The sequence below is a fragment of the Magnetospirillum moscoviense genome, assembly GCF_001650635.1.
GTDB lineage: Bacteria > Pseudomonadota > Alphaproteobacteria > Rhodospirillales > Magnetospirillaceae > Magnetospirillum > Magnetospirillum moscoviense.
Window position 1 is genome coordinate 41556 of sequence record NZ_LWQU01000104.1, and the last position, 24473, is coordinate 66028.

The 24473-nt window shown below is 67.9% G+C and carries 21 protein-coding genes; all 21 read left to right on the forward strand.

The window, feature by feature from the left end; genetic code table 11:
* The first annotated feature begins 4 nt into the window (after positions 1-4).
* The 21 genes from A6A05_RS04890 (at position 5) to A6A05_RS04985 (ending at position 24444) form a co-directional block, all read left to right on the forward strand.
* Positions 5-1003, forward strand: a complete 999-nt coding sequence (locus A6A05_RS04890) for an N-acetylneuraminate synthase family protein (RefSeq protein WP_216635749.1) — start codon at positions 5-7, stop codon at positions 1001-1003.
* Positions 1003-2052, forward strand: a complete 1050-nt coding sequence (locus A6A05_RS04895) for a phosphotransferase (RefSeq protein WP_068498039.1) — start codon at positions 1003-1005, stop codon at positions 2050-2052. The genes A6A05_RS04890 and A6A05_RS04895 overlap by 1 nt, the downstream gene beginning before the upstream one ends.
* 52 nt (positions 2053-2104) lie before the next feature.
* The gene (locus A6A05_RS21230; protein WP_068498042.1) at positions 2105-3139 is read left to right on the forward strand and encodes a hypothetical protein; all 1035 of its coding nucleotides are present in this window, start codon (positions 2105-2107) and stop codon (positions 3137-3139) included.
* Entirely contained in the window at positions 3136-4944 is a 1809-nt protein-coding gene (locus tag A6A05_RS04905) for an ABC transporter ATP-binding protein (RefSeq protein WP_068498043.1), read from the forward strand. The genes A6A05_RS21230 and A6A05_RS04905 overlap by 4 nt, the downstream gene beginning before the upstream one ends.
* 87 nt (positions 4945-5031) lie before the next feature.
* Positions 5032-6123: a pyridoxal phosphate-dependent aminotransferase gene (locus A6A05_RS04910; protein ID WP_082910728.1), complete on the forward strand. Its 1092-nt coding sequence runs from the start codon at positions 5032-5034 to the stop codon at positions 6121-6123.
* Complete coding sequence (locus A6A05_RS04915) at positions 6120-7211, forward strand: Gfo/Idh/MocA family protein (protein WP_068498047.1); 1092 nt, start codon at positions 6120-6122, stop codon at positions 7209-7211. Before A6A05_RS04910 ends, A6A05_RS04915 begins: the two co-directional genes overlap by 4 nt.
* Positions 7208-8251 carry a Gfo/Idh/MocA family protein gene (locus A6A05_RS04920; RefSeq protein ID WP_068498049.1) on the forward strand — a complete coding sequence of 348 codons (1044 nt, stop codon included), beginning with the start codon at positions 7208-7210 and terminating at the stop codon, positions 8249-8251. Before A6A05_RS04915 ends, A6A05_RS04920 begins: the two co-directional genes overlap by 4 nt.
* Positions 8248-9018 carry a 3-deoxy-manno-octulosonate cytidylyltransferase gene (locus tag A6A05_RS04925; RefSeq protein WP_068498051.1) on the forward strand — a complete coding sequence of 257 codons (771 nt, stop codon included), beginning with the start codon at positions 8248-8250 and terminating at the stop codon, positions 9016-9018. Before A6A05_RS04920 ends, A6A05_RS04925 begins: the two co-directional genes overlap by 4 nt.
* Entirely contained in the window at positions 9015-10091 is a 1077-nt protein-coding gene (locus A6A05_RS04930; protein WP_156520908.1) for a class I SAM-dependent methyltransferase, read from the forward strand. Before A6A05_RS04925 ends, A6A05_RS04930 begins: the two co-directional genes overlap by 4 nt.
* Positions 10088-10807, forward strand: a complete 720-nt coding sequence (locus A6A05_RS04935) for an SDR family NAD(P)-dependent oxidoreductase (protein WP_068498054.1) — start codon at positions 10088-10090, stop codon at positions 10805-10807. Before A6A05_RS04930 ends, A6A05_RS04935 begins: the two co-directional genes overlap by 4 nt.
* Positions 10800-11879 (forward strand): AroB-related putative sugar phosphate phospholyase (cyclizing), encoded by a 1080-nt coding sequence (locus A6A05_RS04940; protein ID WP_245644195.1) that lies wholly within the window; start codon positions 10800-10802, stop codon positions 11877-11879. The genes A6A05_RS04935 and A6A05_RS04940 overlap by 8 nt, the downstream gene beginning before the upstream one ends.
* Positions 11869-12831: a phosphoglycerate dehydrogenase gene (locus A6A05_RS04945; protein WP_068498058.1), complete on the forward strand. Its 963-nt coding sequence runs from the start codon at positions 11869-11871 to the stop codon at positions 12829-12831. The genes A6A05_RS04940 and A6A05_RS04945 overlap by 11 nt, the downstream gene beginning before the upstream one ends.
* Positions 12828-13505, forward strand: a complete 678-nt coding sequence (locus A6A05_RS04950; protein ID WP_068498060.1) for a class I SAM-dependent methyltransferase — start codon at positions 12828-12830, stop codon at positions 13503-13505. The genes A6A05_RS04945 and A6A05_RS04950 overlap by 4 nt, the downstream gene beginning before the upstream one ends.
* Positions 13502-14371 carry a methyltransferase domain-containing protein gene (locus tag A6A05_RS04955; RefSeq protein ID WP_068498062.1) on the forward strand — a complete coding sequence of 290 codons (870 nt, stop codon included), beginning with the start codon at positions 13502-13504 and terminating at the stop codon, positions 14369-14371. The genes A6A05_RS04950 and A6A05_RS04955 overlap by 4 nt, the downstream gene beginning before the upstream one ends.
* Before the next feature lie 7 nt (positions 14372-14378).
* Positions 14379-14516 (forward strand): hypothetical protein, encoded by a 138-nt coding sequence (locus A6A05_RS20680; protein ID WP_156520909.1) that lies wholly within the window; start codon positions 14379-14381, stop codon positions 14514-14516.
* 2 nt (positions 14517-14518) lie between these two features.
* Complete coding sequence (locus tag A6A05_RS04960; protein ID WP_068498063.1) at positions 14519-16426, forward strand: glycosyltransferase family 39 protein; 1908 nt, start codon at positions 14519-14521, stop codon at positions 16424-16426.
* 105 nt (positions 16427-16531) lie between these two features.
* The gene (locus tag A6A05_RS04965) at positions 16532-18436 is read left to right on the forward strand and encodes a hypothetical protein (protein WP_068498065.1); all 1905 of its coding nucleotides are present in this window, start codon (positions 16532-16534) and stop codon (positions 18434-18436) included.
* Entirely contained in the window at positions 18436-19998 is a 1563-nt protein-coding gene (locus A6A05_RS04970; protein ID WP_068498067.1) for a hypothetical protein, read from the forward strand. Before A6A05_RS04965 ends, A6A05_RS04970 begins: the two co-directional genes overlap by 1 nt.
* Positions 19995-21689 carry a heparinase II/III family protein gene (locus A6A05_RS04975; protein WP_068498069.1) on the forward strand — a complete coding sequence of 565 codons (1695 nt, stop codon included), beginning with the start codon at positions 19995-19997 and terminating at the stop codon, positions 21687-21689. Before A6A05_RS04970 ends, A6A05_RS04975 begins: the two co-directional genes overlap by 4 nt.
* Positions 21689-23563 carry an asparagine synthase (glutamine-hydrolyzing) gene (gene asnB, locus A6A05_RS04980; protein WP_082910710.1) on the forward strand — a complete coding sequence of 625 codons (1875 nt, stop codon included), beginning with the start codon at positions 21689-21691 and terminating at the stop codon, positions 23561-23563. Before A6A05_RS04975 ends, asnB begins: the two co-directional genes overlap by 1 nt.
* Positions 23560-24444 carry a glycosyltransferase family 2 protein gene (locus tag A6A05_RS04985; RefSeq protein WP_068498072.1) on the forward strand — a complete coding sequence of 295 codons (885 nt, stop codon included), beginning with the start codon at positions 23560-23562 and terminating at the stop codon, positions 24442-24444. The genes asnB and A6A05_RS04985 overlap by 4 nt, the downstream gene beginning before the upstream one ends.
* Positions 24445-24473 lie beyond the last annotated feature (29 nt).

Consider the following 24473-nt stretch of genomic DNA (forward strand, 5'->3'; position numbering starts at 1 on the left):
GTTCATGGCCGAGGTGGGGACCTTCTTCAACCAGTCGCTGGAGCAGGCGCGATCCTATGCGCACCGCATCGCCGCCGCCGGTCCGGTGGTGTTCAAGACCGAAATCCTGCACGATCCCGAGATCTGCATGGCCGGAACCGGCATTCAGGCGGCCTATGCCCACGCGCACGGCCGCCGTGTCGAGGATTACCGCCAGCTGATCGAGCGCAAATGCAATCCGCTGTCGTTCTATGCCGACCTGCTGGGTCTGTGCCGCGAGCTAGAGGTGCCGTTCGTCGCCAGCGTCTATGACACCGTGGCGGTGGATTTCATGGTCGCCCAGGGCGGCGCGGCCCTCAAGATCGCCCGCAACAACGTCGATCATCTGCCGCTGATCCGCCATTGTGCCCGCTCGGGCCTGCCGATCATCTTTGATGCCGGTGGCCTTTATGTGTGGGAAATCGTTCGGGCGGTGGAAGAGGCGCGACGCCACGGGGCCACGGGAATCATCGTCAACCATCATCCCGGCGCCAATCCGACCCCGGCCGAGCAGCATAATCTGGCGGCGATCCCCGCTTACAAGGCGGCGCTGGATTGCCCGGTCGGCCTGTCTTGTCATTATCGCGGCGAACAGATGATGTATGCGGCGGTGGCGCTGGGGGCCGACCTGATCGAAAAGGGCGTCTGCGACGATCCGGACGAGGCGGAGCAAGATGTCGTCACCGCTGCCCCGATCGGCCGGCTGCCCGACATGCTGCGGACCATGACCGAATGCTGGCAGGCGATCGGCCGCTTTCCCACGCTGCCGCGCGAGCCGCGTGACCTCGATACCCGCAGCGGCTTGGTGGCCCGCCGCCCCCTGCGCCCGGGCGACGTCATCGATTTGAAGAATGTGGGCTTTGCCTGGCCGGCCCTGGGTATTCCGGTCGGCAGCTGGGATCTGGCCGCCGGTCGCCGCGTCGGTCGCGCCATCGAGGCCGGCCAGCCGATCGACTGGCATGCGCTCGAGGGGCCAGCGGCGTGATGGTGCCGTTCCGGATCACCTATGCCTGGGAAACCAGCGATTGTCCCGGTCGGATCACCTTCGCCACCGAGCCGGCGGCCGATCTGGCGGCGGCGGTGATCAAGGCGGTTCGCCCGGTCCTGCCGGTCGCAGGGGCACGTTTGCGGGCCTTGTCGGCGGCGGCGGCGGCGGGAACCGCCATCGGCGGCTACGCCCTGACCGGTCCGGACGGCCAGTGGTTCCTGCGGATCACCTCGCATATCGGCACGGCCTCTTTGGAAAAGGCCCTGGTCGATGGCCTTGCGGCGGCCGGCGTTCCCGTCAACCCGATCCTGGCCGCCGGGATCGCCTTCGTGTGGCGCGGTCACCAATTGCGCCTCGATATCCGGCCTTTGGTCATGGCTCGCCATTTCGACGGTTCCGACGGCGATCTGGTGGCGCTGGGGCGGGTCATGGCGGCGGCGCACCGCGCGCTGGCCGAAACCACCGTCGCCCCAGAGGTCTGCCGTCTGGCGGCGACGCGCAACGACCGTCTGCGCGGGCACCGCGACCGGCTGGCCGAGGTGCTGCGCGGCGGCGGCGACCTCGCCGCGATGGGATTTCCGCCCGGTTGGGCCGAGCGCAATCGCGACTGGTTACAGCGTTGGTGCGCCGAGTACCGCCCCGACTGGCACCTGCAGCCGGGCGCCCAATGCCTGCATGGCGAAATTCATCAGGGGAACGTGCTCTATGACGGGGCGGGCACGGCCATATTAGTGGATTTCGAGGAAAGCACCGACGTGTTCGCACCGCCGGTATGGGATTTTGCCTATGCCGTACAGCGCTTCTGCCTGTTCGATCAGCCCGAGCGCGGCGTCTTTCTCGCGCGGCTTGGCCACCTGACCGCCGGATACGGCCGGACCATCGACGGATCGGGCGACGGCATGCGCCAGATCGCCTATCATTGCATGGCGACGCTGCTGGACCTTTTCATCGAGCGGGGCTTGTCGTCGCCCGAAAGCGAGTTCGACAAGTTCGTGCAACTCGAGGGCCGTGCGGCCCGACTGGTACGCGATGGCTCCCTCTCCTGATTCTCCCTTCCACCTGCTGGTTTCCGCCCGTGATACGGGCGGGGCGGCGCACTTGCTGCCGGTCTTGCGGGCGGCGTCCTGCCGTGCCGGTTGGCGGGTCACGGTCACCGCCGCCATGCCGGCCTTCGAGGTTCTGCGCGCCGCCGGCATCGAGGTGGTGGCGGCGCCATCGGAAGAGGGCGAGGTGCTGGCCTTTGCCGCCGAGCTGGTGCGGTCCTGCCGGCCCGATGCCATTCTGTCCGGCCTTTCCGGCCAGGGGCGCGGCATCGACGAGGCCTTGGCCGCCGCCGCCGGCGCGATTCCCACCTTCGCGCTGCAGGATTATCCGGGCGACGTCAATCCGGGATGGGGGCCGGTGGCCTCGACCTTCCTGGTCGGCGACGCCGAGAGCGCGCGTCTGACCCACAAGGAAGTGCCCGGCAGTCAAACCCGGATCGTCGGCAATGTCCGTTTCGGCGCCTTGGCGGCGGCGGCTGATCCCATGGCCATGCGGGCTGCCGCCCGGGCTCGTCTGGGCGTCGCCGACGATCGCCCGGTGGTCGGCTTCTATGGGCAGTTCCTGGAAATCGACGGATATTGGCGGACCTTGTCCACGCTGGGCGAAGCGTTGCGGGCCGTTCTTCCCGGTGCCCTGGTGGTTTTGCGGCCGCACCCGAAAGAAGAAGACGCCCGCAGGCTGCGGGCGATGGAATTGCTGGCCGGCGGGCTCGAGACCATCCTCGATCCCCTGGAGAGCGAGGAATCGGTCTGTGCCGCCGATGTCGCCACCACCTGCTTTTCGACCAGCCTCAACATCCTCAACTACTTCAACCGGGTTTCGCCCCGGCCGATGGGGGTGGGGCTCTACCTGCTTATGGATGCCGAGTTGGTGACATGGTATCACACCTACAATCGGCCCGACCGTCCGCCCCTGGCCGAACTGGCGCTTGAATGCCGCGAGGCCCGGACTTTGCCCGACCTTCTGACCAAGGCGGCCAGCGCCCTCGAGGCGACCCGGCTGTGGACCGAGACCAACCGGGTGCTGGCCGCGCCGGCCGACGTCGCCGACAGCGTCTTGGAAATCGTGTCGGCAGGGGGAAGGCCATGAAGGGGTTGATCCGCGCCGTTCGGGACTCCATCGGCTTGCTGCCGGCCGGCTGTGCCCGCCGGCTGTGGCTGCTGATCCCGCTGATGGGGGTATCGGCGGTGTTCGAAATGGTCGGGTTGGGCCTGATCCTGCCGCTGGTCAACGCCATCGCGGTGCCCGACCAGCCGCTGCACCTGCCGTTCGCGCACCGTCTGGGCGTTCTTGGCGAAGTGAACGGGGAAGAGATCGTGCTGCCCCTGGCCATCGCGGTCGCCCTTTTCTATCTGCTGAAGAACGGCCTGTTGCTGTTCGCGGCCTGGGTCGAAAACAGCATCATCATGGATGCGGTGGCCCGTGGCGCCAGCCAGCTGATGCGGACCTACATGACCGCGTCCTATGTGTTTCACCTCAAGCACAATTCCGCCGAGCTGATCCGCAACATCAACCTGGCCTGCGACGATGTCTTTCGCGGTGTGCTCAAGCCGTTCATGCGGCTTGTGGCCGAAGGGATGATCGTCGTGGGGATCTTCACCGTGCTGGTGCTGACCGATCCGGTGGTCACCGTGGCGATGGGGTTGTTCCTGGGGTCGGTGCTGGCGTTCTTCTATGTCGTGACCCATCGCCGCATCACCAGCGGTGGCCGGCGGTCGCAGGCGCTGCACGCGGTCATCTTGCAGGGACTCAATCAAAGCCTGGGCGGGTTCAAGGAAGTCCGGGTCCGGCGCTGCGAGCCGTTTTTCGTCGATGCCTTCGTCCGCCTGCGGCACGAGATGTCGCAGATCCAGGTCTTCAACCAGACCATCGTCGAGGTGCCCCGGCTGACCATCGAAACCCTGCTGGTGTTCGCGTTCGTGGTGGCGGTGGTCATGGTCCGGGCCCGGGGCGGCGTCACCGTCGAAGTGCTGCCGCTGCTGGCGCTGTACGCCCTGGCCGGGTTCCGGCTGATGCCGACCTTCAACAAGCTGGTGCTTTATCTCAACACCATCCGCTTCAACATCCCGGCGATGAACAACGTCTTGGCGCACCATCGCGGCCTGGAGGCCGCCGCCGCCGCCGCGCCGTCGCCTGCGGGTGAGGGTCGGCTGGCGATGCAACGCGAGGTGCGGGTGGATGCGCTCAGCTACACCTATCCCGGGGCCGAACGGCCCTCGCTGGACCATATCGACCTGACCATCGCGCGCGGCCAATCCATCGGTCTGGTCGGCGGCTCTGGCGCCGGCAAGACCACGCTGGCCGACATTATCCTGGGTCTGCTCGAGCCCCAGTCCGGCCGGCTTCTGGTGGATGGCGCACCGGTGGCCGACATCGCCGCGTGGCAGCGCTCCCTGGGCTATGTGCCGCAATTCATTTATCTGCTGGACGACAGCGTCCGCCGCAATGTCGCCATCGGGTTGGCCGACGACGCCATCGACGACGCCGCGGTGTGGCGCGCCCTGGAACAGTCGCGGCTGGCCGATTTCATCCGCAAATTGCCGCAAGGGCTGGACACGATGCTGGGCGAGAACGGCTCGCTGCTGTCGGGCGGGCAGCGGCAGCGGATCGGTATCGCGCGGGCGCTATACCACCAGCCGCAATTGCTGGTGCTCGACGAGGCGACCTCGGCCCTGGACAACGCCACCGAGCGCGAAGTGTCGGCCGCCATCGAGGAACTGACCGGCCAGGTGACCCTGGTCATCATCGCCCACCGCCTGAGCACCGTCCGCAAATGCGACCTCTTGTACCTGCTCGATCATGGGCGCGTGGTCGAGAGCGGCACGTTTTTGGAACTGTCAAGCCGCAGCCCGGCTTTCCGCGCCATGCTCGACCATGACCCGGCGGTCGTGTGAGCGCGGCGCACGGCTTGCCGTGGGCCGAGAAATAGCCGATAAGGTTTGGCGTCTCCGGTAAGAGCCTCCATGACCCGATCGCATTCGATGCCTGCGCCACGTACCGCCGTTGCCGACCCGACACTGACCCGTCCCGACTGGACCCGCGGAAGCCCGCGCGATCCCGCGCGGCTGTGGCTGGACAAGAACGAGAACTGGGACCCCGAGCTGAACCGGGTGGTGGCCGAGGTGATGCGCGCCCTGCCGGCCGAGGCCTATTGCACCTATCCGGAATCGGCCCAGCTTTACGCCAAGCTGGCCGCCTGGGCCGGGGTCGAGCCGGGCAACCTGATGCTGGCCGCCGGTTCCGACGGGGTGATCCGTTCGGTGTTCGAGGCCTATGTCGAGCCCGGCGACACCGTCATCCACACCGTGCCGACCTTCGCCATGTATTCGGTCTACAGCCGCATGTACGGCGCCCGTGTCGTCGGCATCGAGTACGAACGTGGCTCCGACGGCCCGGTCTTGGCCATCGACCGGCTGCTGACGGCCATCCGCACCGAAGGCCCCAAGCTGGTGTGCCTGCCCAATCCCGACAGCCCGACCGGTACGGTGGTCCCGCCCGAGCAGTTGGAGTCCATCATCGCGGCGGCCGGCGAGGCCGGCGCCTTGATGCTGGTGGACGAGGCCTATCACCCCTTTCATCCCGACAGCGTGGTGCCGGCGATCGCGCGCTACCCGCACCTGGTGGTGTGCCGTTCGACCGGCAAGGCCTGGGGCATGGCCGGCATCCGCATCGGCTATGGCGTGGCCTCGCCCGAGGTCGCCAAGATCCTGCACAAGGTCCGTCCGATGTACGAGGTCGGCGCCGTGGCGGTGCACGCCTTCGAAGCCATGCTGGACCACGCCGATGCCATGCGGGCCTCGGTCGCCCGCCTCGAGGCCGGCAAGGCCCTGTTCCTGGCCGAGATGGAGACCCTGGGCTTCAAGGTCCTGAAGGGCGCCGGCAATTTCTGTCACGTCGCCTTCGGCGCCCATGCCGCCGCCATCCATGCCCGCCTCGACGGTCGGGTGATGTATCGCAAGGATTTCGCCGAGCCGTGCCTGGCCGGCTATTCCCGTTTTTCCGCCGCCACGCCCGAATTGTTCGCCCCGGTCATCGCCCTGATCCGCGCCGCAATCCAAGGAAACCGTCCATGAGCGCCAATACCCTTGCCGTCGCCGTCATCGGCTGCGGCCGCATCGCCGGCCACCATTGCCGCTCGATCGCCGCCACCAGTGGCGTGCATCTGTCGGCGGTGTGCGATCTGGTGGCGGACAAGGCCCGCGCCTATGGCGAAGAATTCAACGTGCCGTATTACATCGACTACCGTGCCATGCTGCGCGCCCATCCGGAAATCTCGGTGGTGGCGGTGATCACGCCGTCGGGCATGCATGCCGAACACGCCACCGAGGTGATGGAACGCTGGGGCAAGCACGTCATCGTCGAGAAGCCGACCTTCATGACGCCATCGCAGCTGAATGCCGCCTACGATCTGGCAGATCGTGTCGGCGTGCGCATCTTCCCGGTGTTCCAGAATCGCTACAACCTGGCGGTCCAGCGGGTCAAGCAGGCCATCGTCAGCGGCGAACTGGGCGCCATCCGCATCATGTCGGTGCGCACCCGCTGGTGCCGGCCGCAACGTTATTACGACCTGGCCCCCTGGCGCGGCACCTTCGCCCAGGATGGCGGCTGCCTGACCAACCAGGGCATCCACCATGTCGATCTGCTGCGTTACCTGGGCGGCGAGGTCGATAAGGTCAACGCCACCATGCGCACCCTGGGTGCCGAGATCGAGGTGGAAGACGCCGTGGTCGCCACCCTGACCTATCCGACCGGCGCCGTCGGCAATCTGGAAGTGACCACGGCGGCCCGACCCGACGATTTCGAGGCATCCCTGTCCATCGTCGGCGAGAAGGGCCTGGCCCAGATCGGCGGCATCGCCGTCAACGAGCTGCAGATCTTCACCCCCGATCCCGCCGCCTGCACCCAGGCGTCTGAGGATTTCTCGCGCTGCGTCTACGGCTTCGGGCACGAGGCGATGTATCGCGACATCGCCGCCGATTTCCAGTCCGGCCGGCCCTATCCGGTGACCCGCGATGATTGCCTCTCCACCATCAAGCTGTTGAACGCCTTCTACCGCTCGGACGAGGCCGGCGGCTGGGTGGCGGTCGATGCCGATGGCGAATCCACGCGCCTGGGCCGGCCCGACGAGGCCCTGGCCGATCTGTATCGGACCCCGGCATGAGCACGCCCCTTCGCGTCGGAATCGCCGGCTTCGGCGTCGTCGGCAAGCGCCGCCGCCAGTTCATCGACCTTCGTTGCGATATGAAAACGGTCGCGGTGTGCGACCGCACCTTCGAGTCCGAGGGCCGGCTGGCCGACGGCGTGCGCCATTACCGCACCCCCGAGGCGTTGCTGGACAATGAAAGCCTGGACGTCTTGTTCGTCTGCCTGACCAACGAGGTGGCGGCCGACGTCACCATCGCCGGCCTGGACAAGGGGCTGCATGTCTTTTGCGAGAAGCCGCCGGGCCGCGACGTTTCCGACATCGAGCGGGTCATCGAAGCCGAGGCCCGTCACCCCGACCTTCGCCTGAAATACGGCTTCAACCACCGCTATCACGATTCGGTGCGCGACGCGCTGGCCATCGTCGCCTCGGGCGAGATGGGCGATGTGCTCAACATGCGCGGCGTCTACGGCAAGTCGCAATTCATCTCTTTCGGGGCGCATTCCGACTGGCGCACCCAGCGCGCCGTGGCCGGCGGCGGCATCCTGCTCGACCAGGGCATCCACATGGTCGATCTGATGCGGCTGTTCGGCGGTGAATTCCACGAGGTCAGCAGCATCGTCTCGAACGATTTCTGGGGCCACGACATCGAGGACAACGCCTACGCGCTGATGCGCTCGGAAACCGGCTGCGTCGCCATGCTGCATTCGACCGCCACTCAATGGCGGCATCGTTTCAATCTCGAAATTACCTGTCGCAAGGGGGCCTTGATCCTGTCGGGCATCCTGTCGGGGTCGAAATCCTATGGCGCCGAGACCCTGTCGGTGGTGTGGGCCGGCGAAGACGACCAGGGCGACCCCAAGGAACAGACCACCCGCTATAACCGGGATCCCAGCTGGGCCGACGAAATCGCCGAATTCGCCGACGCGGTGCTGCGCGGCGGGGCCATCAGTGCCGGCTCGTCGGCCGACGCCCTGGCCACCATGCAACTGGTCTATCGCATCTATTGCGCCGATCCCCAGTGGAAGGCGCGCTGGAATCTGGAGTGCCCGTCATGAGCAAGATCATCGGCCTGATCCCCGCCCGCATGGCGGCCAGCCGTTTCCCCGGCAAGCCGTTGTTTCCCATCTTCGGCCGCCCGATGATCGAGCATGTGTTCGAGCGCGCCCGGCTGTTCCCGCGCTGGGATGTCCTGGCCATCTGCACCTGCGACGAGGAAATCAAGGCGTTCGGCGAATCCAAGGGCTATCCGGTGATCATGACCGCCGACACCCACACCAGGGCGCTGGACCGGGTCGCCGAGGCTGCCACCAAGTGCGGCGTGGATGTGGCCGAAGACGACATCGTGCTGAATGTCCAGGGCGACGAGCCGATGATGCATCCCGATATGATCGCCGCCACCATCAAGCCGATGGAAGAGCGCGCAGGCGAGGTGCGCGGCACCATGCTGGCCATGGACATCATTGACGAGGCGCAGTTCAAGAACCCCGACGCCCTGAAGATCATCCACGATCTGTCGGGCCGGGTGCTCTATACCTCGCGCCAGCCCATTCCGCATTGTAAACAATTCTCGCCCGAGCTGGGGGCCAAGCGCATCTATGGCATCTTCGGCTTTCGCTGGGATTTCCTGAAACTGTTCACCAGCCTGGCGCCCAGCCCGCTGGAGATCAAGGAAGCCTGTGATTCCAACCGGCTTTATGATTACGGCCATCACCAGCACATCGCGCCCTATCCGTTCCAGCCCAGCTATTCGGTCGACAGCCCGCACGATATCGGCATCGTCGAGGCCGCGATGCAGGCTGATCCGCTGTGGGGCCGCTATTGACCGGCTGGACCGACCTGCTGGCGAGGGACGCCGCCACCACCTTGCGCTGCCCGGCCTGCCGGGCGGGGGCGCTGGCGGTGGATTCCGACGCCCTGGTCTGTTCGTCGTGCGGGGCGCGCCATCCGCTGGATCGCGAGCGTCAGGTGGCGGCCTTGTTCGCCGCCGCTTCCCATGGCGGGTTGAAGGACGATATCCGCGCCTGGTGGGGCGATTTGTACGAACAGCTTTACGGCCCGACCGACCGCTCGCTGAACCCTGAGCGGCTGGAAGCCATGCTGACCGACACCGAGGACCTGTTCCGTGTCCGCGAGATGCTGCCTGTGGTCGAGATGCCGCTGGCCGAGCTGGCCGGCAAGAGCGTCCTGGAGATCGGCCCCGGCGGCGGCGCCCATTCCTGCCTGTTCAAGCGCTATGGCGCCTCGGTGACGGCGGTGGACATCACGCCGGAACGGGCCATCTCGACCGCGCTGAAGTTGGGGCTGGTCACGGGCGGCGAGGGCCGCGCCTATAACGCCGACGCCGAGAACCTGCCGTTTAGGGATGCCAGCTTCGACATCGTCTATTCCAACGGCGTGCTGCACCATTCCCAAGACACCGACAAGACCATCGCCGAGGTGTTTCGGGTCCTGAAGCCGGGCGGAAGAGCGGTGCTGATGCTCTATGCCCGCCATTCGGCCATCTTCTGGGGGACCATCGTCCCTTTGGGCCTGGTGCGCGGCGAGATGTTCCGCTGGCCCGAGGCCCAATGGGTCGGCCGCGTCACCGAAGGCAAGCCCAAGCACGGCCAGACCAGGAACCCGTTCACCCGGATTTATTCCGCTGCAGAACTGGACCGCCTGCTGTCAGCGTTCCCGCTGCGGCGCTATCGCAAAAGCAGCTTTCAATGGGATAATTTCGCCATCCCGCGCCTGACCCAGATCCGGCGCAAGGTGCTGGGCTGGCTGGGCCGGGCCGCCCATCCCGGCGGCGTCTTGATCTATGGCGCCCCCTTCGTGTCGGAAACCAAGACCGAGCTGGCGCTGGGCCGCCATATCGGCTTTGCCTGGAACATCGTGGCGGAGAAACCGGCATGATTCTTCCTTTGACCGGCAAATTGGCGGTGGTCACCGGCGGCACGCGCGGCATCGGCGCCGCCATCGCCGCGCGTCTTCTGGCCGACGGCGCCCGCGTGCTGGTCACCGGCACCCGGCCAGGCGGGCAGGGGCCGCAGGGAGCCGATTATTTCGCCGCCGACTTCGCCGATCCGGACCAGTTGGAAGGCTTCGCCACCCAGTTGGCCGGCCTGGGGGCCGATATCCTGGTCAACAATGCCGGCATCAACAAGGTCCAGCCCTTCGCCGAGATCGATCCCGCCGATTTCGCCCGCATCCAGCAGGTCAACGTCACCGCTCCGCTTCGCCTGATGCAGGCGGTGCTGCCCGGCATGCGGGCCAAGGGCTGGGGCCGGGTGGTCAATGTCGGCTCGATCTGGGGAGTGGTCTCGAAGGCCGGGCGCGGCAGCTATTCGGCCGCCAAGTTCGCCCTGGATGGCCTGACGGCGGCGGCGGCGGCCGAAGTGGCGGCCGACGGCGTGCTGGTCAACGGCGTCGCACCCGGCTTCATCGACACCGAGCTGACCCGCAGCGTGCTGGGCGAGGCCGGCATCCAGGAATTGGTGGCGCAGGTCCCGGCCAGGCGCCTGGGCCGCCCGGACGAGATCGCCGCCTTCGTCGCCTGGCTGGCCGGGCCGGACAATTCCTTCATCTCGGGCCAGACCATCGCCATCGACGGAGGGTTCACCCGTGTCTGACGGCTTGACCATCCAGTCGCACAAGGGGCCTTACCGGGTTCATTTCGATGTCGATGCGTTGGCGCGACTGAACGCGTCGGTGCCCGAAGGCGCCCATTTCCTGGTGGATGCCCGGGTGGCCGAGCTTTACCGCGACCGGATGGGCCATGTGCTGGCGAGCCGAAGCGTCCTGCTGATCGAGGCGACCGAGGCGGCCAAGTCGCTGGAACGCTTTCCCGCCTATGTCGAGCATCTGGTGGCGAACGGTCTGCGCCGCGACCATGTGCTGGTGGCCATCGGCGGCGGCATCTTGCAAGACATCACCTGTTTCCTGTCGGCGACCATGCTGCGCGGCGTCGATTGGCGCTTCTACCCCACCACCTTGCTGGCCCAGTGCGATTCCTGCATCGGCTCGAAATCCTCGATCAATTGCGGCGACGCCAAGAACATCCTGGGCACCTTCACGCCGCCCCGGGACATCTTCCTGTCCACCCGCTTCCTCGCCACACTTGACCCGCGCGAGATCCGGTCCGGCATCGGCGAGATGCTGAAGGTCCACATGATCGCCGGCCCCGCCGATTTCGCCGCCATCGCCCAATCCTACGATTCCCTGTGGACCCAGCCCACGGTGATGGAAGCCACCATCCGCCGCGCACTGGAGATCAAGCAAGGCTATATCGAGAAGGACGAGTTCGATACCGGCCCGCGCCTGGTCTTCAACCTGGGCCATTCCTTCGGCCACGCCATCGAGGCGGCCACCGACTTCGCCGTGCCGCACGGCATCGCCGTCACCATCGGCCTGGACATGGCCGGCTGGATGAGCTGGCGCCTGGGATCGGGAGCCAAGGAATATTGGTGCCAGGCGCGGCCGGTCCTGGCCCGCAACTATGCCGGCTATCAATCGGTGCCGGTGCCGCTGGACCGCTTCCTGGCCGCACTCGCCAAGGACAAGAAGAATGTCGGCCAGGGCTCGGCCACCTTGATCCTGCCTGGACCCGATGGTCAGGTGGCGCGGGCCATCCACATCATCGACGAGCCCTTCCGCCGCTTGTGCGCCGAATTCCTGGACAAGGTGCGCCCGCATGACCCGTGACACCACCACCCGAGTTGCCGTCGCCTCGCGATCCTTCTCGCGCCACCCGATCCTGCGGGCCGAGCTGCTGGAACGTTACGAACACGTTACGTTCAACGATGCCGGTGTGTCGCTGGCTGGCGAGGCCCTGATCGAGTTTCTGGCTGAGCACGACAAGGCGATCACCGCCCTGGAAAAGCTGGATGAGGCGATTCTGGTCCGCCTGCCGGAATTGAAGGTTGTCGGCAAGTACGGCGTCGGGCTGGACATGATAGACCTGGCGGCACTCGGCCGAATGGGCAAGAAGCTGGGCTGGACCGGCGGTGTCAACAAGCGCTCGGTGTCGGAGCTGGTGATTTCGGCGGCCATCGCCCTGTTGCGCCATGTCCCCCAGGGCAACGCCCTGGTGCGTGACGGCGGCTGGCGGCAATTGATGGGACGGCAATTATCCCAGCGCAGTGTCGGCATCGTCGGCTGCGGCCATGTCGGCAAGGACCTGGCGGTGCTGCTGAAGGCGTTCGGCTGCCGGGTGCTGGCGCACGACATCCAGGATTTCGCCGATTTCTACGCCACCCATGGCATCGAGAAGATGGGGCTGGACGCCCTGCTGGCCGAAGCCGACATCGTGACGCTGCATCTGCCGCTGGACGGCTCGACCCGAAACATCCTGCCGGCCGACAAGCTGGGTCTGATGCGCCGGGGCTCGATCTTGATCAACATGGCCCGCGGCGGTCTGGTGGACGAGGCCGCGATCAAGGCGATGCTGGCCGACGGCCATCTGGCCGGGGCCGCCTTCGACGTCTTCGCCGAGGAACCGCCGGTGGACTTCGACCTTCTGCGTCACCCCAACATGCTGGCCCTGCCCCATATCGGCGGCTCGGCGGAAGAGGCGGTGCTGGCCATGGGCCGCGCCGCCATCGCCGGGCTGGACAATGCCCGCGACCCGCTGGATTTCGTGGGACAGGGCGGATGAGTGGCGGCGAACACAACGCCCGGGCCTGGGGACACGTAGTCGATTTTTTCGACCACGAGCGGGCCACCAGCGCCCAGGTCTATGCCTCGGAATGGTTCTTCCTGAAGGACCTGCTGAAAGACGGCATCAGCGTTCTGGATGTCGGCTGCGCGCAAGGCGGCTTCGCTGGCGTGATGGCCGAGAACCTGAAGGATTTCCGCTATACCGGCATCGACATCAGCGCCGAGATGATCGCCAAGGCCAAGACCCGCCACCCCCAGGCCGAGTTCCACCATGTGGGCGAGTCCGACTGGTCTGCCATCGCCGGGCGCCAGTTCGATCTGGTGCTGGTGCTGGGCATCTTGCATCTGCACGAAAGCTGGCGCGACACCATCGCCCAGGCTTGGGCGCACACTGCCGGCACCTTGCTGATGGATCTGCGCGAACATGAAGGCCCGACCATCGAGGACAAGGCGGTATCGTCGTTTCGGATGGATTTCGGCGGCGACGAGGCCGGTGCCGCCGTGCGGCTGCCTTATGTTATCGTCAATGCCGCCGAGGCGCTGGCGGTGGTCCGCCGGTCCTGCGACGGGGTCTCGCGTCTCAGCCATTACGGCTATTATCATCCGGTTTCGGGGGCGGCGGAGACGCCGGTGGACAAGGTCATGGCCAACGTGTGGTGTGCGCAGCGATGAATGTGATCGGACTGGCTAAAGCCGTCGGACTGGATACCCGGGCCCTCTATCAGCGGCTGTCGGCCGCCAGCGTTCGGGCCGCCGTGGCGGAACAGGGGCTTGCGGATGTCTATCAGCGGCTCGAGGCGGTTATCCCCGACATTGCCGATCAATATACCGGCGGCTTCGATCCCCAGGAATACCAGCGCTACTGGAAGATCAAGATGCGGGGCCTGCATGCCTGGCAGGTCAGCCTGATGCTGGATGCGGTCCGGCATCTGGGGCGGCCCGGCCTGGTCCTGGCCGACATCGGCGATTCGTCGGGCAACCATGCCCGCTATCTGCAGGCCTTGGCGCCGAAAGACGCGGTGGCGCGGGTGGTGTCGGTCAACCTGGACCCGGTGGCTGTGGACAAGGTTACCGCCAAGGGCGGCGACGCCATCTTGTGCCGGGCCGAGGAGATGGACCTGGCCGGAATCCGCCCGGATCTGTTCATGACCTTCGAGATGGTCGAGCACCTGACCGATCCCTTGCGCTTTCTGCATCGCCTGGCCGAAAGCGGCAGCGCCGACCATTTGCTGATGACGGTGCCGTGGCGGCGCGACAGTCGTTTCGGCGGCGCCGATTTGCGCATGTCCGACGACCGCATGGCCGCTCGCTGGACCGCCGAGGAACTGCATATCTTCGAGCTTCGCCCGGATGACTGGCTGCTGCTGGCGCGGTTGGCCGGCTGGCGGCCGGTGCTGACCCGGCTTTACCGGCAATATCCGGTGCGCTCGCCCTTGGTGGCGCTGCGGCCGATATGGCGGGCGCTGGATTTCGAGGGATTCTGGGGCGTCTTGTTATGCCGCGACCTGTCGGTCGCCAACCGCTATGACGCGTGGTGAGGACGCGATGAAGGTGCCGTCGCGATGGGTGGTGCCGCTGGCGGTGGTGTGGATCATCGCTGTCCAGGGGGCGTACTTTGCGTACAGCGTCGGCTATTACCGTGAAAAGATCGGCGTTTTCGGCCGTTTCCTGTTCGGGCCGTGACCATGATGGCGACCGTTCATATCCTGGCTTTTGCCCTGGTCTGCCTGGGATTGGGCTGGCCCCTGGTGATCGGGCTCGACCGCCGGGACGCCTTGACCGGCGCCGAGCGGCTGGGCGCGGCGTTTCTCTTGGGCGTGCTGCCGCTATATTTCGGCGTGTTCGCCCTGGCCTCGTGGCGCTATGACGCCGTGTCGATGTGGGGCCTGTCGGCCGCGGCTGCGGCACTGGCGCTGCCCGGCTGGCGGATGATGGGATGGGGCCTGGGCCTGAACGCGGTCCGGCGGGAAGTGGCGTTCGCTCGGCACGATCCGCTGTTGGCGGCCTTGTGGATAGCCCTCTTGGCGACCGCCCTGTCGGCGCTGCTGCAGGGGATGGCGCCCCCCAACGATTACGACAGCCTGATGTATCATCTGGCGGTTCCCCAGCTCGATCTCGAGCGCGGCCGCGTTCTGCCGGCATGGGATCGCGGCCTGCCGCATGTCTTCTTCCCGGAACTGACCGGAAACCTGATCCGCCTGACCCTGGCCACCGCTGGCGAGGCGTCGGTGCAGATGATCACCGCCCTGTTCGGCTTCGTCGCCGCCATCGGCGCGGCCGCCCTGACCCGGCGCATGGGCGGCGGCGGTCGCGCGGCCATCGGGGCTGCGCTGATGGTTCTGGCCTGCCGGGTCATGGTGTGGGAAATGGCCACGCCCGAGGTCGAGGTGGCGCTGACCGCCTATGCCGTCCTGGCGCTGGTGGCGTTTCTGGCGTGGCGCCAGGACTTCCGGCCGGGCTTGATGGTGCTGGCCGGGTTGATGCTGGGCGGCGGATTGCTGGTCAAGTTCCATGGCGGGGCGGTGGCCTTGGCGCTGGGCGTTCCGATGCTGCTGGCGATCCTTCGCCGCCCGTCCCTGGTGGGCCAGGTTGCGCTTGGGGCGGTGTGCGGGGTGGCGCTGTTCGTGCCGCATGCCCTGCACATGGCCGGTCTGACCGGCAATCCGCTGTTTCCGATGTTCAATCAGCTGTTCACGCCCGGGGGGGTGGATTATTTCGCCGATCTGCGAAACCAGTACGGCACCGGCCGGTCGCTGGTGGATCTGGTGCTGGCGCCCTGGTTCATGTCGGTCGCGCCGATGCAATATTTCGACGGGATGGTCCTGGGCGCGCCCTACCTGCTGGCCTTGGCCCCGCTGGCGGCCGTCGCGCGACCGCGCCAGGGCGCCGCCGTCGTTCTGATGTGCGCGGTCTATTTCGTCTTGTGGTTCTTCCTGCTGTCGCAGCAGGTCCGGTTCCTGATGCCGATCATTCCGATGCTGGCGGCGTTTTCGGCCATCGGTCTGGCGATGGTGGCGGGGGTGGCGCGCGGTTGGTGGCGAGGCGTGCTGGTGGCGGCGGTGTTGCCGCTGGTCGTGGCGCAAGGGGCGTTCGTCGCCATCTACGGCGCGCTGCGGCTGCCGCCGGCTGTGGGTGTGGTCAGCGCCGCCGACTATCACCTGAAGACGCCGACCTTGACCGGGGCCTTCTATGCGCCCTGTCGCTGGCTGCACGCCAACCTGAAGCCGGGGGAGCGCTATCTGTCGCTGATGACCCCGCACAGCTATTATTGCCCGCAAGCCTCGGCGCAGTTGCGGCTGTTTCCCGACGAGGAAAAGTCGTGGCTGACCACGGGAAAGCCGCCACCGATGTCGCGCGACGAATTCGTGCAACGCTTTCGCCAGGGCGGCTATCGGTGGATCATCGTCACCCGCGCCGCCGAATACCGCCGCACCGTCTCGGGCGCACCCGAGATGCAGCCGTTCGACCTGACCGCCGACCGCCTGGGAACGCATCTGGCCGATATACTGGCCAAGTTGCAGCCGGTGACGTCCGATCCCTATGTCGCGATCTATGACGGACGCCAGGTCCTGGAGGCGCTGGATGGGCGCTAAGGGGCTGGCGGTCGCGGCCTGGCTGTGGGTCGTCGTCGGCCTGGCGGCCTATCTCTGGCAGTTCCGGCCTCTGTTGGCACCCTTGGCGGCCAAACTGGGGGTCGGATGATCGGCGTTCCGGCGGCCCTGCTTTTGAACCTGTCGGCCTGCTTCGGCGGCGGCGCCCTGCTGCTGCGGCTCTTGGGTCTGACTCCAGGGATGCCCGCCGCCCTGGCCGCCGTCCTGGCCTTTCCGCTGGGATTGGGGCTGGTCGGCTGGCTGGTCTTCTTCCTGGCCTGGCAGGGCTGGCTTCACGCCGCGATCCTGATTTCGATACTGCTTGGACTGTCGGTGGGTGTGGTGGCGCTGCCGCGTCCGGTTCGGGTTGTGTCATTCACGGCGCCGGAACGGCTGTTGGCGCTGGTCCTGCTGGTGGTGGTCGCCCTTTATGTCGTCGTGGCGCTGGGGCCGCCGGCCGATGCCGACACGCTGGCCTATCATTTCGCCCGGCCCCGGCAGATCCTGGCCGACGGGCGGCTGATCCTGGTGCCTCGGGCCATCGATGGCGTCACCCAGCTTCTGGTGCAGATGGCCTATCTGCCGGCCTTGGCCCTGGGGGGCGAGCGGGCCTTGACCCTGTGGGCCATGGTGACCGGGCTGATGCCGGTGGCGCTGGTGGCGGTGCTGGCCGGGGGATGGCTGCCGCGCGCCTGGTGCCTGGCTCTGGCCGCCGCCCTGCTGAGCATGCCGGCCTGGATGTTCGGCGCCTCGGGCGGGCAGGTCGAGACCCGGCTGGCCGGCTTTGCCGTGCTTGCCGCCTATGCGGTGGCCCGCGCCTGGCGCGAGCCCGGCTGGCGATGGGAATTGCTGGCCGGCCTGGCGGCGGGGTTCTATGCCGGCGGCAAGACCCTGGGATTGCTGCTGATCGCAGCCACCGGGCTGGTTTTGTTGGCCCGCAGGCGGTTCGCGCCGCGGGCGGTGCTGGGATATGGCGTCGCGGCGGCCCTGGCCGGCGGCCAGTGGTATCTGTGGAACTGGAGCCAGACCGGCGACCCGGTGTTTCCGATGGCGTTCGGCGCCCTGGGGCTGGCCGACGGTCCGCTGTGGAGCGCCGCGCATCACGACATCTTCCGCTCGTTGTTCTTCCCCGCGGAAAATCCCGAGACGCCCGGCATCGGCCTGGCGCTCGCTTATCCGGTTCGGGCGATTCTGGGGTGGGGCCCGGCGATGTGGGAGGCAGGCCGGTCCGGTCCCGGACCCCTGTTGCTGATCCTGGCCCCCTTTGCCGTGGCCGGCCTGATCCGTCACCGCGACCGGCTGACGACCAGCCCCCTGACGCCGATGGTCGCCATCGCCTTGCTGTTCTATCTGGCGTGGATCATGACGGCGTCGTCGCAGCGCATCCGCCACCTCGTGCCGGTCCTGCCGCTGCTGGCCCTGGGGGCGATGGTGGCGGCCGAGCGCGGCGCCGGCTGGCTGGGGGTCAAACGCCCCATGGTGGCGGGCCTGGCCCTGCTGGTGCTGGTTCAAATGGCCGGCCAGGGGGTGTTCGCCGCCGCCTATCTGCGCCATCTGGTCAGCGTCGAAAGCCGCGAGGACTTTCTGGAGCGGGCCGTCGCCGGCTATCCCCTGGCCCGCTGGCTGAACGGGCATCTGGGGCGCGACGACAAGGTGATGTTGTCGGAACGTCAATTGTCCTATCACCTGAACGTGCCCTATTACATCGCCAGCGAGATCTTACAGGCTCGCATCGACATGCGCCGCTCGGGCGCCGACCCCGCCGCGCGGTGGAGCCAGATGCGCAGCCTGGGGATCACCCATATCGCCGGCGAGGAGGTTCCCGCCGACGGCCGGCCGGTTTCGGCCTGGCAGCAGCTGACCGCCGACCTGACCGCCAAAGGCTGCGCCCGCCGCGAGGCCGAAGTGAGCTGGCGCTGGGTCTTTTCGCGGGCGCTGCCGGGCCTGGGCTCGGCCGAGACCCGCACCCTGATTCTGGCCCTGACGCCAGCCACCTGCCTCTACGGTCGCTGATGCCGGTCCTTTTGCACCATACCGGGGACATTCCCCCAAGCGGTTGGGACGAGTGGTGCGCCGTCGCCGGCTGCAATGCCGACCTTCCCGGCGGCAAGCCGACGGCTCGCGCCCTGGCCGAGGCCTATGATGCCGTCTTGCCGGAATGGTGGCGGCTGGCCGCCGAACTGGGCCGCCAGCCATCGGCAATTCTGTCCCACGCCTGCACCGCCGGCGGCAATGTATCCGATCTCGGGCTGATGCTGGCCTGGTCTCGCCTGGTCGGCGGCTGGGCGGCCGGTGGCGATCGCGTTTTGTGCCTGTGCGACGATCCTTGGCTGTTTCGCCATCTGGCGACCTTGCCGGGGGTGACGGCCGGGGCGGCACCGTCTCTGGCCGGAACCGCGCTGCGTCTGGGGCTGCGCGGCTGGCTGGCACGGGCGCGGGTGGCGGTCCGCATGGCGCGGGCGGCTTGGCGGGGGCGCGGGGCCGCCTGCGCCGTTCCCCCTGGGCGGCCGGCGATGCTGGTCTATGGCCATCCGGCCAGCCGGCCCGACGGGTTCGACGCCTATTTCGGCCAGCTGGCCGAAATTGTTCCTGAAGTACAACGAATTCTGCACGTCGATTGCCCGCCTTCCCGCGCCGCCGAACTGGGGGTCGGACTGCATGGCTGGGGCTCGATGGCTGCCGCCCTGGCCCTGGTGTTTCGCCGGTGGCGCCCGCAGGTGTCGGGGCCGCTGACCTGGCTGGTCCGTCGCGCCGCCGCCCACGAGGGCGCCACCGGCACGCCGGCGATGATCGCCTGGCAAATCCATTGTCAGCGGCGCTTCCTGGCGGCGGCGCGGCCGGTTCTGGTGGCTTGGCCGTGGGAAAACCATGCCTGGGAACGCGCTTTCGTCCGCCACGCCAGGGCCGGTGCCATCCGGACCCTGGGCTATCAGCATGCCACCATCGGCAGCCTGGAAAGCAATTACGCAATCCATTCCCTACCGGACGGCGTGGCGGCCCTGCCCGACAGCATCGCCTGCGCCGGCCCGGCCAGCCGTGATCGGCTGGTCGACTGGGGGGTGCCGGCGGACCGCCTGTGGATCGGCGGCGCCTGGCGCTTCCCCACCCCCACGCCGTTGCCGTGGGCGGCCGACGGGGCGATCTTCCTGCCCCTTCCGGCCCAGATCGGGGTGGCGAGGCAGATGTTGGCGGCGGCTCGGGCGGCGACGGCCCATGGCTGGCGCTTTCTGGTGCGCGAGCATCCGATGACCTCGGTCGGCTTTCATCCCGAGCCCGGCCTGGACCGCAGCCCGGGGCCGTTGTCCCGGTCCGGCCCTTTGCGGGTGGTGCTCTTTGCCGGCAGTTCCGTGGGGCTCGAGGCCCTGCTGGCGGGCTTGCCGGCCATCCGTTTCCTGCCGCAGGGCCTGCTGGCCAACGATATCCTGCCGCCGGGGCTGGCGGTGCCGGCGGCGACCGCCGATGAATTGCCCGACCGTCTGGCCGCCTGCGCCAGGCCCGAGCCGTTGGACGCCGCCGGGATTTTCGCCGAAATCGATCGCGCGCAGTGGCGATGCCGGGTGGGAGAACCGTCATGATCGGGGCGTTGGTTCGCAAGGCCCGCCAACTGGTGGGCGATCCCGCCCTGCGGCGGTATCTGCTGGAACGGGCCGTGGGCCGGGCGGCGGCGGCGGCGCGGTTCGTCCCAGGGCGCCCGCCCTATCTTGCCGACCTCGCCCTGCCACTGCCGTCGCGGCTGGCGCCATTCGCCGAATTGCCGGCGATGCCGCCGACGGCACCGCTGACCCTAAGCCTGCCAGGGGCCTGCGTCACCCTGTCGCCGCAGGCGCCGGGCGCCTTGTTCGACCAGGACTTTCCCGATATCGAGACCCGTCTGGCGGTCCACCGCTTCGCCTGGCTTCCAGTGCAGGCCGAAGGCCTTGATCCCGCCTGGGTGTGCGCCTTGTGGCAAGAATGGCGGTCGCGGTTCGGCAGTCCGGGACCCGGCTGGGACTGGCACCCCTACACCGCCGCCGAGCGCCTGATCAACCTTCTGGATTTCGCCCGGCGGAGCGGCGGCCTGCCCGGGCCGGTCGCCGACACCGTCGCGGTGCTGGCGGCCCATGGCCCGGCCATCGCAGCCCGTCTGGAATATTCCGGCGACCATTATACCGGCAACCACTTGTCCAATAACGGCCGGGGCCTGTTCCTGCTGGGCTGTGCCCTGGGCTGGGACCGCTGCGCAGAACTGGGGGGCGAGATTCTGCTGGCCGAGGCCGGGCGCATCTTCACCCCTTCGGGTCTTCTGCGGGAGGAATCCAGCCATTACCATTTGTTGCTTGCCCGGAACTATATCTCGGCCTGGCTGGCGGCGCGGCGCTCGGGCCGTCCGGAAAGCGAGGCCCTGGCCGCCATCGCCGCGCGCGCGCTGACGGCGGCGGCGATCTACGCGCTGCCGGGGGGATTTCCGCTGGTTGGCGACATTTCGCCGGATTGCCCACCGGCATTCCTGGTCGGGTTGCTGCCGGGCGGCACGGGGGGCTGGCTGGCCCTCTTGACCGATGACGAACGACGGGACCTGGCGGCCTTGGCGCGGCCGGCCCTGGGTGATCCACTCGCCGATGGCTGGGCCCGGGCCGACCGGGGCGACTGGGCGCTGCTGGTGCATGCTGCGCCGCAGGGCTGGCCGTTCATCCCCGGCCACGGCCACCATGACCTGGGCGGCTTCGAGCTGCACTGGCGGGGCCTGCCCCTGATCGTCGATCCCGGCCGCGGCGCCTATGGCGACGACGGCGAGGCCGCCTTGTATCGTTCGGCGGCGGTGCATAACGGCCTGACCATCGACGGCGCCGATCCCACGGCGGCCAATCGTCCCTATTACGGCGATGATTTCCGCCGCCGGGAAGGCGGGGAGCCGCCGGTCCTGCGCCGTCGGCCCGACGGGATCGACCTGGTGCACGGGGCGTTCCGGCGCCAAGGCGTCCGGCGATGCGAGCGGAACTGGACAGTGACCGATATGGCGGCCATCATCGACGACCGGATCGATGGACGGGGGCGCCACCGCCTGGCACGGACGCTGACGACGCCTTGGCCGGTCCGCATCGACGACGATGTCGCGGTGATCGAGACGCCTCGGGGGGCGGTCCGGCTGGTGGTGGATGGTGCCGTGCTCCTGCGGCCGGTGACGCGCTGGATCGCCTATGGCCAGGGCGAGGCGGCGACCCGGATCGTCGTCGAGGATGTTCGGGCCTTGCCTTGGTCCTGGCGGATTATTCTGGAGGCGGTCTGATGTGCGGTATGGCCGGCCTGTTCGTCCCACGGACGGTCGAACCCCCCAATGCGGATATGCCGGCCATGCTGGCGGCGATGCGTCACCGCGGCCCCGACGGTGTCGGCAAATGGACCGCGCCCGACCGCCGGTATGTCTGCGGCTTCGCCCGCCTGGCCATCATCGACCTCGCCACCGGCGACCAGCCCATCGTCGAAGGGACCGGCGAGCGCGTGCTGATGGGCAATGGCGAAATCTACAATTACCTGGAACTGCGCGACGAATGCGCGGGCTATCCGTGGCGGACCCATGGCGACATGGAGGTGGTGCTGCCGTTGGCGACGCGCCTGGGCGCCGATTTCGCGCATCGGCTGAACGGGATGTACGGGCTGGCCCTTTACGAACGCGACCCGCACCGCCTGACCCTGGTCCGCGACCGTCTGGGGATCAAGCCGGTCTATTGGGCGCGCACCGCCGCCGGCGCGCTGGTGTTCGCCTCGGAGGTCAAGGCCCTGTTCGCCAGCGGCCTGATCCGGCCCGAGGTGGACGAGGATGCCGTCGCCCAGTACTTGGCGCATGGTTGGGTTCCGGCACCGGCAACTTTGTGGAAGGGGGTGGCGAAATTGCCGCCCGGCCACCGGCTGACCGCGGAAGCCGACGGCACCGTCCACATCCAGCGTTATTGGATGGCGCAGGCGGCGGCCGGTCTGCCCGGCGACGGCGAAGGGGTCCGGCGCCATCTGACCGACCTGCTGGATGACGCGGTCCGGCTGCAATTGCGATCCGACGTGCCGGTGGGGGCGCTGCTGTCGGGCGGAATCGATTCCGGCCTGCTGGTGGCCCTGGCGGCCCGCCGTCTGGATCGGCCGCTCAACACCTACACGGTTCGTTTCGAAGGGGCAATGGTGGACGAAAGCCCGCTGGCCGCCCTGGTGGCGCAGCGCTACGGCACCCGTCATACCCTGTTCGACCTGTCGATGGCCGACATCGCCGACCATTTGCCGCGCCTGGCATGGTTCTGCGACGAGCCGCTGGCCGACGCCAGCCTGCTGCCCAACCAGTTGATCGAGGCGGTCCTGGGTCAAGAGGTGCGGGTGGCGCTGAACGGCACCGGCGGTGACGAGCTGTTCGCCGGCTACGGCCGGTATTTTCGGTTGCCGGTCGAATCCCGCTATCTCGGATTGCCGGCCTGGCTGCGCCGCGGCGCCATCGAGCCGCTGGCCGGTCTGGTCGATCCGATGACGCGGTGGCGGCTGGCCCGGGCCGAGAAGTTCGCCAATGATCGCGGCGGCTATCTGCACGATCATTCGACCTTCTTTCCCACGCCGATCAAGGCGATGCTGGGCTGCCGCCTGCCGTCGCCGGTGCCGGCCCAGGCGCGGCATTTCGGTGATTTCGCCGGAGCGGCGCAAAGCGCCGGCCTTTATGCCGAGCTGAATACCTATCTTCCCGAGGACCTGCTGCTGCTGCTGGACCGCACCAGCATGGCCGCCTCGGTCGAGGGGCGCGTTCCCTTCCTGGATCATCGGCTGGTCGAGGCGGCCCTGGCGGTCCCGCCCGAATTGCGCACCCCCGGCGGCCGGCAGAAGGCCCTGGAGCGGGCGATGGCGGCGCCGTTCCTGCCCGACGAGCTGCTGAACGCCCCCAAGCAGGGATTCGCCTCGCCGGTGCCGGCTTGGATGCGGGGGCCGTTGGGCGGTCTGGCCGAGCGGGTGCTGACCCTGCCCCGTTGCCTGGCGCGGGGCTGGTGGAGCGCCGACGGCATTCGCAGGCTGCGCGCCGACCCCGGCCGCCACGGCCATCGCCTGTACGCTCTGCTGATGTTGGAACTGACCATTCGCGTCCATGGCGAAGGGGCGCCGACGGATCAGGGGCTGGAGGCTCTGGCCTCATGAGCCTTGCCGACGTTTCGGTCGTCATGCCGGCCTACAACAATGCCCAGACCATCGCGCGCGCCCTGGCCAGCGTCGCCGCCCAGACCCTGCCGCCGCGGCAGGTGGTGGTGGTCGATGACGGTTCCGTCGATGGCACTGCCGACATGGCCGAATCGTGTCGCCCGGGCCTGGGGGCGACCGAGCTGGTGGTGGTTCGTCAGGCCAACCAGGGGGCGGGGGCGGCGCGGAATCGGGCGTTGGTTGCCGCCAGCTCGACCTTCGTCGCCTTTCTGGACGCCGACGATGAATGGCTGCCAGACAAGATTCGCGTCAGTCTGGACCTTCTCGCCGATCCCGAAATCCTTTACGTATCCCATGACGTCCTGGTGCAGGAGTGCGACGGCCGCCAGTCGGTGCGCGATTGCGCGCGCCATTTCGCCCAGGCCGGCGACCCGTTTCTGGCCTTGTCGGTTCGCGGCTTCGTCGGCACGTCGACCGTGGTCGCCCGTCGTCAGGCGGTCCTGGATGCCGGTGGCTTCGAACCATCGCTGCGGGCGGCGCAGGACCATGATCTGTGGCTGCGGCTGGCCCGGATCGGGCGCTTTCGGGTGTTTCCGGGCGCCTTGATGCGCTATCACGTCAATCCCAGCGGCATCACCGCCAATGTCGCCCGGCGACGGCACTGTTCCTATGCCGTGTTGCGGCGGCACCTGCCGGCGATGCGGGCGCGGCCGGGCGGTTGGCGGGCGGCATTGACGCGCGCGGTGATCCTTCATGTCGAGGCGGCCGCCGCGTTTCGCCAGCAAGGGCATTGGTGGAAGGCCGTGGGCGAGATGATCCGGGTCGGCCCGGCCTTGGCCTCGGTGGTGTGGTGGCTTGCCACGATGCGGGCGGACCATTAAGACAGTCCGATGAGGCTGAGCGGATTTCT